Annotated in this window: 19 protein-coding genes; 9 read left to right on the forward strand and 10 right to left on the reverse strand. The window is 53.0% G+C overall.

Annotation, left to right across the window (positions count from 1 at the left end; translation table 11 throughout):
- The first annotated feature begins 84 nt into the window (after positions 1-84).
- Together ghoS and JY391_RS12200 are read left to right on the forward strand one after the other, a co-directional pair.
- Positions 85-393, forward strand: a complete 309-nt coding sequence (gene ghoS / locus JY391_RS12195; protein WP_211934380.1) for a type V toxin-antitoxin system endoribonuclease antitoxin GhoS — start codon at positions 85-87, stop codon at positions 391-393.
- An 88-nt stretch (positions 394-481) separates the two neighbouring features.
- Positions 482-1,342, forward strand: coding sequence for a fructosamine kinase family protein (locus JY391_RS12200; protein WP_060569663.1), 861 nt, complete (start codon positions 482-484; stop codon positions 1,340-1,342).
- A 67-nt stretch (positions 1,343-1,409) separates the two neighbouring features.
- On the opposite strand, the gene JY391_RS12205 is transcribed toward JY391_RS12200, so the two are convergent.
- Positions 1,410-1,946, reverse strand: a complete 537-nt coding sequence (locus JY391_RS12205) for a YniB family protein (protein ID WP_060569662.1) — start codon at positions 1,944-1,946, stop codon at positions 1,410-1,412.
- Positions 1,947-2,072: 126 nt separating this feature from the next.
- Here JY391_RS12205 and hxpB point away from each other — a divergent pair, with 126 nt between their 5' ends.
- The 4 genes from hxpB (at position 2,073) to tcyP (ending at position 5,862) form a co-directional block, all read left to right on the forward strand.
- Positions 2,073-2,741: a hexitol phosphatase HxpB gene (hxpB, locus tag JY391_RS12210; protein ID WP_181821422.1), complete on the forward strand. Its 669-nt coding sequence runs from the start codon at positions 2,073-2,075 to the stop codon at positions 2,739-2,741.
- 150 nt (positions 2,742-2,891) lie between these two features.
- On the forward strand, positions 2,892-3,653 hold the full coding sequence (gene kduD, locus JY391_RS12215; protein WP_211934381.1) for a 2-dehydro-3-deoxy-D-gluconate 5-dehydrogenase KduD: 762 nt from the start codon (positions 2,892-2,894) through the stop codon (positions 3,651-3,653).
- A 95-nt stretch (positions 3,654-3,748) separates the two neighbouring features.
- Positions 3,749-4,336 (forward strand): metal-dependent hydrolase, encoded by a 588-nt coding sequence (locus tag JY391_RS12220; RefSeq protein ID WP_042287473.1) that lies wholly within the window; start codon positions 3,749-3,751, stop codon positions 4,334-4,336.
- A 134-nt stretch (positions 4,337-4,470) separates the two neighbouring features.
- Entirely contained in the window at positions 4,471-5,862 is a 1,392-nt protein-coding gene (gene tcyP, locus JY391_RS12225; protein WP_042287476.1) for a cystine/sulfocysteine:cation symporter, read from the forward strand.
- Between the two features lie 62 nt (positions 5,863-5,924).
- On the opposite strand, the gene cedA is transcribed toward tcyP, so the two are convergent.
- A complete protein-coding gene (cedA, locus tag JY391_RS12230) occupies positions 5,925-6,167 on the reverse strand; it encodes a cell division activator CedA (RefSeq protein WP_042287478.1) in 243 nt (80 codons plus the stop codon).
- 213 nt (positions 6,168-6,380) lie between these two features.
- Between cedA and katE the strand changes: the two genes are divergently transcribed.
- Complete coding sequence (gene katE, locus JY391_RS12235) at positions 6,381-8,639, forward strand: catalase HPII (protein ID WP_211934382.1); 2,259 nt, start codon at positions 6,381-6,383, stop codon at positions 8,637-8,639.
- Positions 8,640-8,689: 50 nt separating this feature from the next.
- On the opposite strand, the gene chbG is transcribed toward katE, so the two are convergent.
- The 7 genes from chbG to osmE form a co-directional block, all read right to left on the reverse strand.
- Positions 8,690-9,448 (reverse strand): chitin disaccharide deacetylase, encoded by a 759-nt coding sequence (chbG, locus tag JY391_RS12240; RefSeq protein WP_211934383.1) that lies wholly within the window; start codon positions 9,446-9,448, stop codon positions 8,690-8,692.
- 11 nt (positions 9,449-9,459) lie between these two features.
- Positions 9,460-10,815, reverse strand: coding sequence for a 6-phospho-beta-glucosidase (locus JY391_RS12245; RefSeq protein ID WP_042287485.1), 1,356 nt, complete (start codon positions 10,813-10,815; stop codon positions 9,460-9,462).
- Positions 10,816-10,936: 121 nt separating this feature from the next.
- Positions 10,937-11,785 carry a transcriptional regulator ChbR gene (gene chbR, locus JY391_RS12250; protein ID WP_082636792.1) on the reverse strand — a complete coding sequence of 283 codons (849 nt, stop codon included), beginning with the start codon at positions 11,783-11,785 and terminating at the stop codon, positions 10,937-10,939.
- A 7-nt stretch (positions 11,786-11,792) separates the two neighbouring features.
- Positions 11,793-12,143, reverse strand: a complete 351-nt coding sequence (gene chbA / locus JY391_RS12255; RefSeq protein ID WP_042287495.1) for a PTS N,N'-diacetylchitobiose transporter subunit IIA — start codon at positions 12,141-12,143, stop codon at positions 11,793-11,795.
- A gap of 52 nt (positions 12,144-12,195) precedes the next feature.
- Complete coding sequence (chbC, locus tag JY391_RS12260; protein ID WP_042287498.1) at positions 12,196-13,554, reverse strand: PTS N,N'-diacetylchitobiose transporter subunit IIC; 1,359 nt, start codon at positions 13,552-13,554, stop codon at positions 12,196-12,198.
- 82 nt (positions 13,555-13,636) lie between these two features.
- Positions 13,637-13,957 (reverse strand): PTS N,N'-diacetylchitobiose transporter subunit IIB, encoded by a 321-nt coding sequence (gene chbB, locus JY391_RS12265; RefSeq protein WP_042287501.1) that lies wholly within the window; start codon positions 13,955-13,957, stop codon positions 13,637-13,639.
- A 298-nt stretch (positions 13,958-14,255) separates the two neighbouring features.
- The gene (gene osmE / locus JY391_RS12270) at positions 14,256-14,597 is read right to left on the reverse strand and encodes an osmotically-inducible lipoprotein OsmE (protein ID WP_042287504.1); all 342 of its coding nucleotides are present in this window, start codon (positions 14,595-14,597) and stop codon (positions 14,256-14,258) included.
- Between the two features lie 219 nt (positions 14,598-14,816).
- On the opposite strand from osmE, the gene nadE reads away from it, so the two are divergent.
- Together nadE and cho are read left to right on the forward strand one after the other, a co-directional pair.
- Positions 14,817-15,644, forward strand: a complete 828-nt coding sequence (gene nadE / locus JY391_RS12275; protein ID WP_205611942.1) for an NAD(+) synthase — start codon at positions 14,817-14,819, stop codon at positions 15,642-15,644.
- Positions 15,645-15,764: 120 nt separating this feature from the next.
- Positions 15,765-16,652 carry an excinuclease Cho gene (gene cho / locus JY391_RS12280; RefSeq protein ID WP_211934384.1) on the forward strand — a complete coding sequence of 296 codons (888 nt, stop codon included), beginning with the start codon at positions 15,765-15,767 and terminating at the stop codon, positions 16,650-16,652.
- A 113-nt stretch (positions 16,653-16,765) separates the two neighbouring features.
- Here the strand turns inward: cho and spy are convergent, their stop codons facing one another.
- Positions 16,766-17,251: an ATP-independent periplasmic protein-refolding chaperone Spy gene (gene spy / locus JY391_RS12285; protein ID WP_211934385.1), complete on the reverse strand. Its 486-nt coding sequence runs from the start codon at positions 17,249-17,251 to the stop codon at positions 16,766-16,768.
- Between the last annotated feature and the right edge of the window lie 254 nt (positions 17,252-17,505).

Below are 17,505 nucleotides of genomic sequence, written 5' to 3' on the forward strand. Positions count from 1 at the left end.
GTCCAGAGGGGGATGCGTTACACCTGTCGGCATCCGCATTCACCGACTATGCTAAAAAAGCATGTATTTACAAAGAGGTGTCAAATGGCCAGTGGGGATATCACCCGGTACATCGTTACCGTCAAGTTTCATGAAGATTCATTAACCGAAATCAACGAGCTTAACAACCATTTCACCCGCGCGGGTTTTCTGCTCACGCTAACCGACGAAGACGGCAATGTGCATGAACTGGGCACAAACACGTTTGGTTTGATCAGCGCGCAAAGCCCGGATGAGGTAAAAGCTCTCGCGACCGGACTGGCAGAAAGCGCGTTAAACAAAACGCCCGATATCACAATAATGACCTGGGACGAATGGCAGAACGGGGAAAAATCTTCGCCATTAGCCCGTTAACGCGTCCACGTTGTGCGTTAGTTCGTGTTTTTTCACCGCATTATTGCGCTAACCTTATGATCTGGCAGACAACATGGGGAGAGACATCATGTGGCAGGCTATCAGTCGTCTTTTAAGCGAGCAACTCGGTGAAGGCGAAATCGAACTGCGTAACGAACTGCCTGGCGGAGAAATTCATGCCGCATGGCATGTGCGCTATGCCGGACGTGATTTCTTCGTTAAATGTGATGAACGGGAAGTGCTTCCTGACTTCACCGCCGAAGCCGATCAACTGGAACTGTTATCACGCAGCCATACTGTCACCGTACCAGAAGTCTGGGCGGTGGGAGCCGATCGGGATTACAGTTTCCTGGTGATGGATTATCTCCCTCCCCGTCCGCTGGACGCGCACAATGCGTTTATTCTGGGGCAGCAGTTGGCCCATCTTCATGAATGGAGCGATCAGCCGCAGTTTGGTCTGGATTTTGACAACGCCCTTTCCACTACGCCGCAGCCCAACGCCTGGCAACGACGCTGGTCGACCTTTTTTGCAGAGCAGCGCATCGGCTGGCAACTGGAATTAGCCGCCGAAAAAGGCATTGCCTTCGGTAATATCGACGCCATCGTGGAACATATTCAGCAACGTTTGTCATCGCATCAGCCCCAGCCCTCTTTACTGCATGGCGATTTGTGGTCCGGCAACTGCGCGCTGGGGCCGGACGGCCCGTACATTTTCGATCCTGCCTGCTACTGGGGAGACCGCGAGTGCGATCTGGCGATGCTGCCGCTACATACGGAACAACCGCCGCAAATTTATGATGGCTATCAGTCGGTCTCGCCGCTGCCGCTCGATTTTCTCGACAGGCAGCCGGTTTATCAACTGTACACGCTGCTTAACCGTGCCAGACTGTTTGGCGGTCAGCATCTGGTAACGGCACAAAAGGCGCTGGACCAGATTTTAGCGGCCTGACATTCATTCCCGGCGACACTGCGCAGCCCTGCCGGACAGGCGTAAACCGCCATCCGGCAGAGCTGTTTTATAAAAAGCCGAGCAGAGAAAAAAAGACGTAGCCAAGCGCGATAATAATCACCGGCAGGATATAGAGCGGGAAAATCTGCAGAAAAATGGTGTGGTGCGGTACGACAATGCGCGACTCGATTTGCTCGCGGGTTAGACCTTCACTGCCCTTCGCTTTTTCCAGAATAAGTTGATCCTCAACGCCCTCACGCAGAAAACGGGCCTGGCGGCTCATTCTGGCCCCCGAATCCTGCATTGCCAGCCCCACGAAAATCAGAATAAAAATCAACCAGAACATAATGTTCAGGCTATTCTGGAAATCAGGCGTCGGCGAGTTGTACCAGAACAGATTAAGAAACGGGGTGTTCACCCGCATCATGTCTATCATGACATGGGTAAAATCGAGCATGACGGCATTAATGCCTTCCTGCTTTTCGCTATGCGCATACATAAATTTCAGCGCGGAAATCAAAGTAGAAAGTAATGCTGGTATAAAAATCACCCATCCCAGGATCCGTTTTAGCACCGCTATGCGTCCCGCTTGTTGATACGTCATGAGCTCCCCTTGATAAAGACGCGTCGTTTTGGCTTAAGTCTACCCGCTGATGACTGTTTTCGCTCGATCTTTAAAGACGCTATGATTATTCTCTGACCCCTGAACGCTCTATAAGGAGAGGTGGTAATGACAATTCCGCGTCAAATTCTTGCGGCAATATTCGATATGGATGGCTTGCTGATTAACTCCGAACCACTATGGGATCGGGCTGAACTGGACGTGCTGGCAAGTGTAGGCGTAGATATCACCCGCCGCCATGAACTTCCCGATACGCTTGGACTGCGCATCGACATGGTGGTTGATCTTTGGTTCGCCCAGCAACCCTGGAACGGCCCGAGCCGTCAGGAGGTGACTGAGCGCATTATTCGCCGCGCAATCACGCTGGTCGAAGAGACGCGCCCGCTGCTCCCCGGCGTAAAAGAAGCCGTGGCGCTGTGTAAAGAACAGGGGCTGCTCGTGGGTCTGGCATCGGCATCGCCGCTGCACATGCTGGAGAAAGTGCTGACCATGTTTGACCTGCGCGACAGCTTCGACGCCCTCGCCTCGGCGGAAAAACTGCCTTACAGTAAGCCACATCCGCAGGTCTATCTCGACTGTGCGGCAAAACTGGGGGTGGATCCGCTTACCTGTGTCGCGCTGGAAGACTCCGTCAACGGCATGGTGGCCTCTAAGGCGGCGCGAATGCGCTCCATTGTCGTGCCTGCAAAAGAGGACCAACACGACCCACGTTTCGCGCTTGCCAACGTTAAGCTGACCTCACTGACTGAACTTACCGCCGCCGATCTGCGCGGTTGATCACGCACGGGCAGTGTCAGGCATTGCCCGTTTCCCCCATCCCACCAACAAAAATAAAACATTGTTTCATTTTGTATTGTGTTCTGTGTCTTCCTCTTCTATCCTTTTCTGCGGGCAAATAACGAATAACAGCGGGTCGCCGAGGTCACTATGATTTTGAATGCGTTTTCTCTTACAGGTAAAGTCGCTCTTGTTACCGGTTGCGATACCGGACTTGGCCAGGGAATGACCGTCGCGCTTGCCGAAGCGGGCTGCGACATCATCGGGGTGAACCGTAAAATACCCCATGACACCGCCGCCAAAGTCGCGGCGACCGGTCGCCGTTTTTTCGCTATTCAGGCCGATCTCAGTCAGCAAGACCCTCTTGCGGATATCGTCGCGCAAGCCGTCGGCCAGTTTGGTCGTCTCGACATTCTGGTGAATAACGCCGGCATCATTCGCCGCGAAGACGTGCTCAATTTCAGCGAAAAAGACTGGGATGACGTGGTGAATCTGAACCTGAAATCCGTCTTCTTTCTCTCGCAGGCCGTAGCCCGCCAGTTTATTGCCCAGGGTGATGGCGGAAAAATCATTAATATCGCGTCAATGCTGTCGTTTCAGGGCGGGATCCGCGTTCCCTCATACACCGCGTCAAAGAGCGGCATCCTCGGGATAACCCGGCTGCTGGCGAATGAATGGGCGCAATATGGGATAAACGTCAATGCCATTGCTCCCGGCTATATGGCGACCAATAACACGCAGCAGCTGCGTGAAGACGCAGAGCGCAACAAAGAGATTGTCGATCGCATCCCCGCCGGACGTTGGGGTACGCCGGAGGACCTGCAAGGCCCGGTGGTTTTCCTCGCGTCTCGAGCCTCGGATTACGTCAATGGCTACACACTGGCGGTGGATGGCGGTTGGTTAGCGCGTTAATCGCGCAATATTGACAAAGAGTTACAACGTCACCACTTCCGCCTACTGTATAAAAATCCTATACTGTACGAATTAACAGTTTATTGGGTTGTATCATGACGGCGGAAGGTCACCTTCTCTTTTCTATTGCCTGCGCGGTGTTCGCCAAGAACGCCGAGTTGACGCCCGTGCTTGCACAGGGCGACTGGTGGCATATCGTTCCTTCCGCCATCCTGACCTGTCTGCTGCCGGATATCGATCACCCGAAGTCGTTTCTCGGGCAACGGCTGAAGTGGATTTCAAAACCGATCGCCCGGGCGTTCGGGCATCGCGGGTTCACGCACAGCCTGCTCGCCGTCTTTGCCTTGCTGGCGACGTTCTATCTGAAAGTGCCAGAGACCTGGATCATTCCGGCGGATGCCTTACAGGGTATGGTTCTCGGCTATCTGAGCCATATTCTCGCCGACATGCTCACCCCGGCAGGCGTTCCACTGCTCTGGCCGTGTCGCTGGCGTTTCCGGTTACCGATCCTCGTCCCGCAGAAAGGGAATCAACTGGAGCGTTTTCTCTGCATGGCACTGTTTGCCTGGGCGGTGTGGATGCCCCAGTCGTTGCCCCAGAACAGTGCGGTACGCTGGTCATCCGACATGATCAATACGCTGCAAATGCAGTTCAACCGCTTTATAAAACATCAGATCGATTAGTAAATCAGCGAAATTGTCATTTTTGGCATAAACAATTCCATTTGAATATAAGAGCCGGTTCACACTTCTGCTACTCTTGCGCCAACAGGCTCGCTCCAGATAGCGAGACGAATAATAAAATCAGGAGAACGGGGATGAATTTTCCATTAATCGCGAACATCGTGGTGTTCGTCATTCTGCTGTTTGCGCTGGCGCAAACCCGTCATAAACAGTGGAGTCTGGCAAAGAAAGTACTGGTTGGTCTGGTCATGGGTGTGGTCTTTGGCCTCGCCCTCCATACTGTTTATGGTTCTGACAGCCAGGTACTCAAAGATTCCGTACAGTGGTTCAACATTGTCGGTAATGGCTATGTACAACTGCTGCAAATGATCGTGATGCCGCTGGTGTTCGCCTCTATTTTGAGTGCGGTAGCCCGCCTGCACAACGCTTCACAGTTGGGAAAAATCAGCTTCCTGACCATCGGCACGCTGCTGTTTACTACGCTTATCGCCGCACTGGTGGGTGTGCTGGTGACCAACCTTTTCGGCCTCACCGCAGAAGGGCTGGTGCAGGGCGGCGCCGAAACGGCGCGCCTTAACGCTATCGAAACCAACTATGCCGGAAAAGTCGCAGACCTCAGCGTCCCGCAGTTGGTGCTGTCGTTTGTACCGAAAAACCCGTTTGCCGATCTGACTGGCGCGAATCCGACCTCTATCATTAGCGTCGTGATCTTCGCTGCGTTCCTCGGCGTGGCTGCGCTTAAGCTGCTAAAAGATGACGCGCCTAAAGGCGAGCGCGTATTAACCGCTATCGACACCCTGCAAAGCTGGGTAATGAAGCTGGTCCGCCTGGTGATGCAGTTAACCCCTTACGGCGTACTGGCGTTGATGACCAAAGTCGTGGCGGGCTCCAACCTGCAGGACATCATTAAGCTGGGCAGTTTTGTGGTGGCCTCCTATCTGGGGCTGGCGATAATGTTTGTTGTCCACGGCGCGCTGCTGGGCGTTAATGGCGTCAGCCCGTTGAAATACTTCCGTAAGGTCTGGCCGGTGCTCACTTTCGCTTTCACCAGTCGCTCCAGCGCCGCGTCTATTCCGCTGAATGTTGAAGCGCAAACCCGTCGTCTCGGCGTGCCGGAATCCATCGCCAGCTTCGCCGCCTCGTTTGGCGCGACCATTGGTCAGAATGGCTGTGCCGGTCTGTATCCGGCTATGCTGGCGGTGATGGTCGCCCCGACGGTAGGTATTAACCCGCTCGATCCGGTCTGGATTGCCACGCTGGTTGGCATTGTCACCGTCAGCTCCGCTGGTGTGGCGGGAGTTGGTGGCGGCGCAACTTTCGCCGCACTGATTGTTCTGCCCGCAATGGGCCTGCCAGTCACGCTGGTGGCGCTGCTGATCTCCGTTGAGCCGCTGATCGACATGGGTCGTACCGCGCTGAACGTGAGCGGCTCCATGACCGCTGGTACGCTGACCAGCCAGTGGCTGAAACAAACCGATAAAACCATTCTGGACAGTGAAGAAGACGCCGAACTGGCGCATCGCTAAGCGAAAAAACGCCCTTCTTTAACGATAATAACCGCCTTTCGGGGCGGTTTTTTTATGGCGCATTAGTCAGCGATTTCATTTTCCTGCCGTACCTGGTTTGCCCAGCGTTGAGCGGACTCCGGTACGGTAAAGGCGGGCGATCGCTGGAACGACTCACCCAGTAAGACAAACGCGACATATTTTCCACGCAAAATCCACACGTCACGAAACGCTTCCATTTTTATCGCATGTTCAGGCGGCGCGGGTTCCACTCGCGGGACATAGCTAATAACCGGGCGATTTTGTTGGCGTAGAGGTTTCATCATTAATTGCTTCACTAAGACCGATGCTAAAAATCAGAAAAGAACTATCTTAGCCGATTTTTCCCCTGCCCGTCCTGCTCTGCACGTGCGCTTTGCGCGTCGGCTCGCCGTAACCATGCCGTGGTCTTCCGATAGAATCTCCGTGGTGGTCTATAGTTAGTGGGGTTTTAACAAATAAAACGGTCTTTTCAGCCATGAAAAATGGAGACGAGTTCAATGTCGCATAATGAGAAAAATCCCCATCCTCATCAGTCCCCTGTCCACGACACCCGTGAATCGCAGCCGGGACTTGACTCTCTGGCGCCTGAGGACGGCTCGCATCGCCCGTCCCCGGAACCCACTCCGCCGGGCGCACAGCCAACAGCCCCCGGCAGCCTGAAAGCGCCGGAGACCGGAAATGAAAAGCTGAACGATCTCGGAAGCGTGCGTAAAGGCAGCGAAAATTTCGCGCTCACCACCAATCAGGGCGTGCGTATCGCCGATGATCAGAACTCCTTACGCGCCGGTAGCCGCGGTCCTACGCTGCTCGAAGATTTTATCCTGCGCGAAAAAATCACCCACTTTGACCATGAACGTATTCCGGAACGTATTGTTCACGCGCGTGGGTCCGCGGCGCACGGCTACTTTCAGCCCTATAAAAACCTGAGCGATATCACCAAAGCCGCTTTCCTTTCCGATCCGGACAAAATCACGCCAGTATTTGTGCGCTTCTCCACGGTACAGGGTGGCGCTGGCTCAGCGGACACCGTACGTGACATCCGTGGATTCGCCACCAAGTTTTATACTGAAGAAGGCATTTTCGACCTGGTGGGCAATAACACCCCCATTTTCTTTATACAGGACGCGCATAAGTTCCCGGATTTCGTCCACGCCGTTAAGCCCGAACCGCACTGGGCGATTCCGCAAGGCCAAAGTGCCCATGACACGTTCTGGGACTATGTTTCGCTACAGCCTGAAACACTGCACAACGTCATGTGGGCGATGTCGGATCGCGGCATCCCGCGGAGCTATCGCACCATGGAAGGTTTCGGTATTCATACCTTCCGACTGATTAACGCCGAAGGGAAAGCGACGTTTGTACGCTTCCACTGGAAACCGCTGGCGGGCAAGGCTTCGCTGGTATGGGACGAAGCGCAGAAACTCACCGGTCGCGACCCGGACTTCCATCGCCGCGAACTGTGGGAAGCTATCGAAGCCGGTGATTTCCCGGAATATGAATTAGGATTCCAGCTAATTCCGGAAGAAGACGAATTCAAATTCGACTTCGACCTGCTGGACCCAACCAAGCTTATCCCGGAAGAGCTGGTACCGGTGCAGCGCGTAGGGAAAATGGTGCTGAACCGTAATCCGGACAACTTCTTTGCCGAAAACGAGCAGGCCGCGTTCCACCCGGGCCATATCGTTCCCGGTATTGATTTCACAAACGATCCGCTGCTGCAGGGCCGACTGTTCTCGTATACCGACACACAAATCAGCCGCCTCGGCGGGCCTAACTTCCATGAAATCCCTATCAACCGTCCAACCTGCCCGTATCACAACTTCCAGCGTGACGGTATGCACCGGATGGGCATCGATACTAACCCGGCTAACTATGAGCCCAATTCGATCAACGACAACTGGCCGCGTGAAACGCCGCCAGCGCCTAAGCGGGGAGGTTTCGAGTCTTATCAGGAGCGCGTTGAAGGCAACAAAGTACGCGAACGTAGCCCATCCTTTGGCGAATATTACGCTCACCCGCGCCTGTTCTGGTTGAGCCAGACGCCGGTTGAGCAGTTGCATATCGTCGATGCCTTCAGCTTTGAGCTCAGTAAAGTGGTTCGCGCTTATATACGCGAACGGGTTGTGGATCAACTGGCGCATATTGACATAACGCTGGCGCAAGCAGTGGCGAAGAATCTGGGCATTGAACTGACGCCGGAACAAACGCAAATCGCCCCGCCGCCGGACGTCAACGGACTGAAGAAAGATCCATCGCTGAGTCTTTATGCGATCCCCGACGGTGATATTAAAGGCCGCGTGGTGGGGATTTTACTGAACGGTAAGGTTAAATCCGCCGACCTGCTGGCTATCCTGCAAGCGCTGAAAGCAAAAGGCGTTCATGCGAAACTGCTTTACTCACGCATGGGTGAAGTGGTGGCCGACGACGGTTCTACTCTGACCATTGCCGCCACCTTCGCTGGCGCGCCATCCCTTACCGTCGATGCCGTCATTGTGCCGTGCGGCGATATCGCGGATATCGAAAACAGTGGCGACGCCCGTTACTATCTGCTCGAAGCCTATAAACACCTCAAGCCTATCGCTCTGGCGGGCGATGCACGACGCTTTAAAGCTGTGCTGAATGTCGACAGTCAGGGGGAAGAAGGTCTTGTCGAAGCAGACAACGTGGACGGTCAGTTTATGGACGCATTGTTTACGCTGATGGCCGCGCACCGCGTGTGGTCACGAACCGGTAAAGTGCCGCTAATCCCGGCGTAATCAATAAGTAAAAAATGCGGCGCATTATGTATGCGCCGCAAACTCAGGCACTACACATCAAGAAAACTGCCCAGACGGTAGCCGCGTTCCATAATCGCCTTCCTCAGCGACGGGGACGTCAGTACCTCCAGTTCAGTCAGGCGGGGATAACAGTAGGCGCTTTGACGAATCACATTGTCGATAAACGCCGGATGACACATCACTTCCAGTGAAGCCTCCCCACGCGCCGCAGAGGCGTCCAGAACGTGCAGAAACAACGCTTCGGAAATCGCTTCACCGTAAAACTCGCTGCTAAACCCTTGCGAACTTCGCAACGTTGCCGGCAGGTCCGCGGCATTAAACACCGGCTGGCGGTCGATACGCAGCGCCACTCCCCGTTCGGCGGCAAAACGCGCGACGACAGGAAAAATTTGCGGGAACATATGCACGTGATGATGGCTGTCCAGATGCGTAGGCTCCCGCCCAAACAGATCAATAAAACGCTGATACTGACACTCCAGTTCGCGGGCGATTTCATCCAGCGGCAGCGTATCCTCTTCCGCCATCTGCCAGATCCATTTCCCCAGACGCCCTTCCCGGGTCAGCCCTGGCATCCGGGTTAACGGGGCGCCGAGCGTCAGAACAAAGTGCATCCCGACGGCCAGCGACGGATGTTCGCGGCTTAACTGCGCCGCATGCTCAATGGCCTCGCCGTTCACCAGCGCCGTGGTGGAAGTCACCACCCCATGGCGACAGGCCTCAATGATGCCGTAGTTTTGTCCTTTGCTCAGGCCAAAATCGTCCGCATTGACAATCAGTACGCGTTCCATAGTCAACCTCTTTAGTGTTGTGCGCCTTTCAGTTTTTCAATACAGCCAGCAAAGTTAGGCAACCACTTTTCATGCGCCAGGATCAGCTCACGCGCCAGGGTCTCCGCATCGCGATCCGAATGGACCAGCGGGCTGAGGTTAAGCGCCAGCAGCACGTCGTTAAACTCACCGCTCAATGCTGCCTTGCTGGCCGCCACTTCAAAGCCCTTGATGGTATAGATAAGCCCCAGCACTTTTTCGTCAAAATGGGTGATTCGCGGATGCGGCTTCGCGCCGTCGCGGCCCAGCGTACAGGTCATTTCCACCGCCCAGTCCGCCGGAATGTTATCAACGTGCCCGTGATGCGGAACGTTGACATAATGCTCAGTCTGTTTGTCGTTGAAAATGGCGTTAATCACTTCGCACGCAGCATCAGAGTAGTAAGCGCCGCCGCGCTGCTCCAGCTCTTTCGGCTTCACGTTCAGCTCCGGATTTTTGTACAGATCAAACAGCTGTTTCTCAACTTTCTGCACTACCTGCGCGCGCGCGCCGCCCTTGTAGTATTCGCCCATTTCAATGGCCAGCATCTCTTTCTGCTTGAAGTAATACAGCAGATACGAGCACGGCAGCAGATTCAATGAGCGAATCAGACCTTCACTGAACGGCAGATCAAAAATGTTCTTCACGCCGGACGCTTTAAGCTGACCGGAAGCGACGCCATCCAGCAGTTCAGCAAAGCGCGACTCCCCGTTGACGAACACATCTTTGATGAACACCATGTGGTTCAGGCCAAACAGATCGATAGACAGCGCATCGCTCTCTTTCAGTCCCAGCACATCGCCGATGAACATTTTCATGCCGACAGGAATGTTGCACACCCCAATGAAGCGCTTAAAGTTGGTGTGGCGATACACCGCTTCGGTCACCATACCCGCCGGGTTAGTGAAGTTAATGACCCACGCATTCGGGCAAAGTTCTTCCACATCCTTAATGATGTCAAAAATCACCGGAATGGTGCGCAGGCCCTTAAACAGACCGCCTGCGCCATTGGTTTCTTGTCCCAGGTATCCCTGGCTCAGCGGAATGCGTTCATCCAGCTCGCGGGCTTTCAATTGTCCGACGCGCAACTGGGTGGTTACAAAGTCTGCGTCTTTCAGCGCTTCGCGGCGATCGAGGGTTTTAAAGACCTTCATCGGCACCCCCGCTTTCTCAACCATGCGCTGACACAGGCGGTAGATGATATCCAGCTTCTCTTCGCCGCCTTCCACGTCAACCAGCCACAATTCAGAGACCGGCAGCTCATGATAGCGCTTAATAAAGCCTTCGAGTAATTCTGGGGTGTAGCTGCTCCCGCCACCAATAGTGACGACTTTTAATTTCTGGCTCATAATTTCTCCCTTCAGTGTCAGACACTGGCGTGAATTATGCTCGGCCCTTTTTTCAGGTGTAACGCGGGGGTCCCGCGTTAATATTGGGCAAGCTTTAAAATCAGGTTATTGAATAAAGTTTTTACTGATTATATTGCGTCAGTTTTTTTCGATAGCTGTTTGGCGTAAACGACGTCATTTTTTTAAACGTTTTAATAAACAAACTTGGGCTACTGTATCCGGCCTCGTAGGCGATATCGGTTACGGAGTAGTTCGTCATCTCCAGCTGTTTTTTGGCAAAGTTAATACGAATTTCGTTAATTAACTGCATCGGCGTTTTTCGATAATAACGCTGCGTCGCTCGCGTCAGGTATTCCTGGGATTTTGCGGACAGGGAAACCATATTTTCCAGCGCGTTTTCACCAAACTGCTCTTTATTGTGCATGGTTTCGACAGTGGCTTTTAACCACTGCGGAATATCATCCAGCACCTGTTCCTCACGATAATGACGCAGGCGGTTGATAATGTAGAAGGTGACCACTTCCACAAATTCCTCCAGCCCGGTATCTCGAAAGTTGAGCGAGGCAATCACTGTTTCGACATAGGTTAAAAATGCGCTGTTGGTGCGATAGACCTGCGATGCCACAAAACAGTACGGCATGAGCGGGCTATAGTGCTGTTCAAAAAAACGTTTGCTGATGCCGACGTTAAGAATACGCGTGGCGCCGAACTCGTAAAAACTCTGGTGATGAGAACCCAGCGGGACAAACACAAAGTCCCCCCGCTCCAGCAGCACACGCTTACCATTAATCTCCTGGTAATAGCGGCCGGTGAGCACCAGCGTAAACTCATAGTAGTCGTGCTGATGCAAGCCGCAGGCGCTCTCTGTCTTGTTATAGATAAAGACGTGGAAATTTTTGCCATTAAACAGTTGCTGTTCGCGGGCAACGGTGATTTCCGGTACGGTAGCGGTAGCCTGCAGTTGCATCATCAACTCCTTACTTGCTCAGCTTCTCGTGAAGCTCTATCAATTCTGACACCAGTTCGCGCGCCAGCATTGAGGTCATCAGGTGATCCTGCGCATGCACCAGAACCAGACTGACTTTCATTTTACCTTCACCCTGATCGCCTTCAATCAGTTTCGTTTGCACCAGATGGGCTTCATTCAGCGCCATGCGCGACTGTTCCATCATCGTCTTCGCCGCCGCAAAGTCGCCCTGCTTTGCCTGCTTCAACGCTGCGTAGGCCAGGCTGCGCGCCTGTCCGGAGTTGATGATGAGCCCCATCACCACTTCTTCAAGCTCTTCAGCCTCGGTTTGCGCATCGGTAATGCTATCAAGATCCATCATAAATCATTCCTCTTTGACGACCCGGCATGCGTAACCACATGCCGGTTAAAATTTAGAATTTCAGGGCGTTGGCGATGTCTTCTTCGCTTTCTTCTTCATCAATGACGTTCTGCGCTTTGTTAGCCACCACAACAAACGGCAGGTAAATCAACGTCGCCACACCCAGGTTGAACAAGGCCACCAGCAGCGCAGCGACGCTGCCGTTGGTGTTAAAGAAGGCGCCCAGGCCGGTGGGCATGGTCCACGGCGCGATGTTGGTAATCGGCGGGATAATGCCCAGGTAGTACGCCACCAGCGTAATCGCGGCAAGAATCGGTTGTACCAGAATGAACGGGATAAACATCACCGGGTTCATGATAATCGGCAGACCAAACAGAATCGGTTCGTTAATCTGGAAGATGCCTGACGGCAGCGCGAGTTTGGCGACCTGACGATAATCGGCGCGACGAGACGCGATGAAGATAGCAATGATCAGGCCAAGCGTTGCGCCACTGCCGCCGAGGAAAATATAGGAGTCCAGCATCGGTTTTGCCCAGATGTGGAAGGTCTTGCCGGCGGCCAGCGCGGCGTCAACGGAACCGTACTGCTGGTAAATAGCGATGTTCTCTAGCGCCCATGGGGTCATGATGCCGCTGTCCAGCGCGGTCAACGCCAGGGAGCCGTGAATACCGAAGAACCACAGCAGCGGAACGAAGATAACATAAGCCCAACCCACCACGCTGCCCAGCGACGCCAGCGGCGTAGAAATGGTATCCATAATGATCTGGTGGAAGTTCGTTCCCCAGGTGGTCAGCGCCCAGGCGATGATCCCCATGATAGAGAGGATAATAAAACCTGGAATTAATGCGGAGAATGAGCGGGAGACAGATGCTGGTACGCTATCGGGTAATTTGATCACCCAGTTACGGCGGACAATGAATGTGAACATTTCCGCAACCACCAAACCGATAATAATACCGGAAATGATATTCGCGCCGCCCAGCCAGTTTGCGCCCACCGCATAGGCTTCACCGACGCTATAGGGCGTAACGGTCATAAATGCCGCGACGGATAATAAGCCGGCTGCCAGGGCGTCGACTTTACGTTCTTCTGCCAGCGCCATACCGATAAAGAACGGCGCCATCAGGGACATAATGCCTAACGTACCGTTGTAGACGTTCCCACCGATGCCTTTCAGACTATTGAGATTCTCAATGGTAGACGCATCCAGCCGAATGCCGAGGGAATAAAAAAACGACCCCTCCCCAAAGCTCAGGAAAACGTTATTAATTAATACAAACATGGCCCCAGCGAGGGTCAACGGCATTAAACGAATAAAACCATTTTTGATTGCATTAACGTGTGGCTGCTTTCCTATTTTTACAGCAAAAGGAAGGAGTACCTTTTCAAGTGAAGCAATGACGTTACTCATAGAAAAATACCCTTAAAAACCGCAATGTGACATTGCGGTATATGTAAATGAAATAACTCTTTGACGGGAAAAAATTAAAATATTAATTCGCAGCGGCTTTTTTAATTGCTGCAACCGCAGCTTTAAGCACGCCTAAACCATCGACTTTGCCATACAGCAGCGAGTCAATCACTTCTACAGGTTTGTCAGGTAACAAACGCTGAATTTCGGGCAACATATAAGCAATTTGCGGTCCTAATAATACGACATCTGCCGCCGGGCCTTTTTCTCCGGCAAGGGTTTCCGGGAATGCTTCAATAATAACCGGTACTTCGTATTTCTCAGCCTGTGCGCGCATTTTCGACACCAGTAAAGAGGTAGACATGCCCGCAGAGCAAAACAGATAAATGTGTTTCTTTTCCATAAAACGTTCCTCAAGTGCGATTATCTGTTAACCAGACACGCCGCAAGTCTCAAACCTGCATCCATGCACTGGACAACTTGCGTAATCGAAAGACTTATTTCTGTGTCTGAAATGAGTATACGGTATCGGACCCGCGGATGGTATTTCCTTGACCAACTAAATTGTCTCTCATTGACCTGACGTTATGACCCCCTTCACATTTCAGGCAAATAATTCGCTTCAATAATTAAGATCATGCCGCTACAAAAAAACCGGCGCAATGGCCGGTTCTTCGTGCTGTTCAGGCTTTAGACAGTCATTACTGCTTCGGAGCCTGGGGGTCGGTGTCATACTCGGCGCAGGTTTGATAGCCAGAGTTAATGACATGCCCGGTATCGTCAAGGGCGACGAAATAGGTTTCAGCTTTACCATCACGTTGACCCAGAATGTAGGTCTGGCAGGTACCGCGAGCATGGATCATGCTGACTTCAGAAGAAGGTTTACCGGCAATCTGTTCAACCTGTGAACGGCTCATGCCTTTTTTCACGTCTTTTACTACCGGCTGAACGAATTGGTCTTTTGTACGATCGTAAGCCGTACAGCCTGCCAGCATAGTCAATACCGCCGCTGCGCTCAGAATTCCTGCTACGTTCTTGTTCATTTTCCGTCCTCTTGTTTTTCAGCGTGTTAAGTAAGCCTGGAATACATCTCCACTTTTTTCAAGCGACCACTCCACACGAAGTTGGTTTCGGATGATTCTAATAAGTCACCAGGATGTCGTTTTAAACGCCACACGGCCCGCCCCGACTTGTCGTTTGCGCGACAAAGGGTTAGCTTTATTACAGACTGCTTTTTTTATTTCATATTGGGGAGGGGTTACATGTCTCTGCAACAAGAGATCATCCAGGCGCTGGGCGCAAAGCCGCACATTAATCCAGAAGAAGAAATTCGCCGCAGCGTGGATTTTCTGAAAGCGTATCTGCAACGCTATTCCTTCCTGAAAAGCCTGGTGCTGGGAATCAGCGGCGGGCAAGACTCCACGCTGGCAGGAAAACTCTGTCAGATGGCGATCAGCGAACTGCGCGAAGAAACAGGTAATGACGCGCTGCAATTTATTGCAGTCCGCCTGCCTTTCGGGGTGCAGTTCGACGAGCAGGACTGCCAGGACGCGCTTGCCTTTATCCAGCCGGATCGTGTGTTGACGGTCAACATAAAGGGCGCGGTGCTGGCGAGTGAACAGGCGTTGCGCGACGCGGGGATTGAACTGAGCGATTTTGTGCGCGGTAACGAAAAAGCCCGCGAACGTATGAAGGCACAGTACAGTATCGCCGGAATGACCAGCGGAGTCGTGGTAGGTACCGACCATGCGGCGGAAGCTATTACTGGCTTCTTTACGAAATATGGCGACGGCGGCACCGACATTAATCCCCTGTTCCGCCTGAACAAACGTCAGGGCAAACAGTTGCTGGCCGCGTTAGGCTGCCCGGAACATCTTTACAAGAAAGCCCCGACCGCCGACCTGGAAGACGATCGCCCTTCTTTGCCGGATGAAGCCGCGCTCGGCGTCAGCTACGACAATATTGATGACTATCTGGAAGGCAAAGCCGTCGATCCCGCCGTTGCCAATATCATTGAAGGCTGGTACCTGAAGACGGAACATAAACGCCGTCCGCCCATCACGGTGTTTGACGATTTCTGGAAACAGTGATTTTACCTGGCCGGATAATGACGCCACGCGCGCTGTCCGGCCAGCCTCCACAAAATCGCCTCTTTTTTACTCTCCGCTGCGCTGCTATACTGGATGAATAACCAGCATCCGGAGTTAACCGTGGTACGGCGTCAATCAGCCCCTCGTCCAGAATTTGAAGCAGCAGCAATTTACAAATACCCCGAACATCTGCGCCCTTTCCTTGATGCGTTGCCCAGCGTACCCGGCGTGTATCTGTTCCATGGCGACAGCGACGCCATGCCTCTGTACATAGGCAAAAGCGTGAATATTCGCAGCCGGGTACTGTCACATCTGCGCACCGCCGATGAAGCCGCCATGCTGCGTCAGTCCCGACGCATTAGCTGGATCTGCACCGCAGGAGAAATCGGCGCGCTGCTGCTGGAAGCCCGGCTTATTAAAGAACAGCAGCCGTTGTTTAACAAACGACTCCGGCGCAACCGCCAACTCTGCGCCCTCCAGCTTCGCGGGCAAAACGTTGACGTCGTTTATGCGCGCGACGTCGACTTTTCACACGCGGCCAACCTGTTTGGTCTTTTTGCCAATCGTCGCGCCGCGTTGCAGGCCTTACAGACCCTCGCTGATGAACAAAAGCTGTGTTATGGACTGCTCGGTCTTGAGCCGCTGAGTCGCGGTCGCGCCTGTTTTCGCTCAGCGCTAAAGCGCTGCGCGGGGGCCTGTTGCGGCAAAGAAAGCCCTGACCAGCATGCGACCCGCCTGCTGGATTCGTTGGAAAAACTGCGTGTTGTATGCTGGCCGTGGAAAAACGCTATTGCGCTCAAAGAGAGCCGACCGGGGATGACGCAGTACCACATTATTAATAACTGGCTTTGGCTGGGCGCGGTTGACTCTCTGGATAACGTGTCGACGCTGGTACAAACGCCGGCAGGCTTTGATCATGATGGCTACAAAATTCTCTGCAAGCCCTTGATTTCCGGTACCTGCGAGATCATCGACCTCAGCCTGGATGCTTTAATGAACAGCAGGTAACTGGCGTCAGGGTGGAATGGCCTACTGCGGTAAAAAAAACCGCCGGGCCTGTCCATCGCCTCATGGGAGAGGATGAACAAGACCGGCGGTTTTCGGATCCGTTTGCTCAGCGATTACTCAGCAGGTACGGGCATTTTACCGTCTCGCGCCGGACGTTCTGTCAGACGCTTCTCAAAATTGGCATTAAACTGCTTTTTCTGTTCCGGGGTCAGAATGTTATAGATCTTATTCTGTGTTTCCATGTGCGCCAGCATGTTGGCTTTACGCTGCTCTTCCATTTTTGCGATCTGCGCTTCAGCTTTGGCTTTATCGAAGCTGTCGCTGGCAATGATCGCGTGCATTGCGCGGCGCTCATCTAAGGACGGGCGTTTCATGTCGGCGCGTTTCTCTTTCATGATGTCGCGAATCTGCTGCTTTTGCGAATCGGTCAGATTCAGGTCTTTGAACATCATGTCATGATGCGGACCAAATTTGCCTTTATGGTGCATCATGGGTTTTGCATCCGCTGGCGCGGCGGCGGTGGTTTCGGCTGCGTGAGCCAGGTTAGCAGCGCCCAGAGCCAGGGTAGAAGCAACAAACAGTGCAGTTAATTTACGCATATTCTTTATCCTTCCTTTCAGTTATTTTTTACGGCTTTCTTAACTCTTACCAACAAGAGCCGTGCCGTGTTGACGAGATTAACTTTAGCGGCTTTATCGTCAATTAGTCAGAGTATCGGTAAAACAATGAAAGTATAAAAAACAACTTTTCGCCAATTGTGGAGAAAAAAAGAAATTATGGCGAAGAATAGCAAGGAAAAATGACAAGTGGATGATTTTGCAGGAAATATGAAGGACTATAACTCAGCAATGAT

Origin of the sequence: Citrobacter sedlakii, from assembly GCF_018128425.1 — a bacterium.
Classification (GTDB): Bacteria; Pseudomonadota; Gammaproteobacteria; order Enterobacterales; family Enterobacteriaceae; genus Citrobacter_A; species Citrobacter_A sedlakii.

Bases quoted from the DNA above. Each gene is read 5' to 3' on its own strand.
- ghoS (WP_211934380.1), top strand. From the start codon at position 85: ATGGCCAGTGGGGATATCACCCGGTACATCGTTACCGTCAAGTTTCAT.
- osmE (WP_042287504.1), bottom strand. From the start codon at position 14,597: ATGAACAAGAACGTAGCAGGAATTCTGAGCGCAGCGGCGGTATTGACT.
- cedA (WP_042287478.1), bottom strand. From the start codon at position 6,167: ATGATGAAACCTCTACGCCAACAAAATCGCCCGGTTATTAGCTATGTC.
- JY391_RS12200 (WP_060569663.1), top strand. From the start codon at position 482: ATGTGGCAGGCTATCAGTCGTCTTTTAAGCGAGCAACTCGGTGAAGGC.
- JY391_RS12220 (WP_042287473.1), top strand. From the start codon at position 3,749: ATGACGGCGGAAGGTCACCTTCTCTTTTCTATTGCCTGCGCGGTGTTC.
- chbG (WP_211934383.1), bottom strand. From the start codon at position 9,448: ATGGAACGCGTACTGATTGTCAATGCGGACGATTTTGGCCTGAGCAAA.
- nadE (WP_205611942.1), top strand. From the start codon at position 14,817: ATGTCTCTGCAACAAGAGATCATCCAGGCGCTGGGCGCAAAGCCGCAC.
- tcyP (WP_042287476.1), top strand. From the start codon at position 4,471: ATGAATTTTCCATTAATCGCGAACATCGTGGTGTTCGTCATTCTGCTG.
- JY391_RS12245 (WP_042287485.1), bottom strand. From the start codon at position 10,815: ATGAGCCAGAAATTAAAAGTCGTCACTATTGGTGGCGGGAGCAGCTAC.
- hxpB (WP_181821422.1), top strand. From the start codon at position 2,073: ATGACAATTCCGCGTCAAATTCTTGCGGCAATATTCGATATGGATGGC.
- katE (WP_211934382.1), top strand. From the start codon at position 6,381: ATGTCGCATAATGAGAAAAATCCCCATCCTCATCAGTCCCCTGTCCAC.
- spy (WP_211934385.1), bottom strand. From the start codon at position 17,251: ATGCGTAAATTAACTGCACTGTTTGTTGCTTCTACCCTGGCTCTGGGC.
- kduD (WP_211934381.1), top strand. From the start codon at position 2,892: ATGATTTTGAATGCGTTTTCTCTTACAGGTAAAGTCGCTCTTGTTACC.
- JY391_RS12205 (WP_060569662.1), bottom strand. From the start codon at position 1,946: ATGACGTATCAACAAGCGGGACGCATAGCGGTGCTAAAACGGATCCTG.
- chbC (WP_042287498.1), bottom strand. From the start codon at position 13,554: ATGAGTAACGTCATTGCTTCACTTGAAAAGGTACTCCTTCCTTTTGCT.
- chbR (WP_082636792.1), bottom strand. From the start codon at position 11,785: ATGATGCAACTGCAGGCTACCGCTACCGTACCGGAAATCACCGTTGCC.
- chbB (WP_042287501.1), bottom strand. From the start codon at position 13,957: ATGGAAAAGAAACACATTTATCTGTTTTGCTCTGCGGGCATGTCTACC.
- chbA (WP_042287495.1), bottom strand. From the start codon at position 12,143: ATGATGGATCTTGATAGCATTACCGATGCGCAAACCGAGGCTGAAGAG.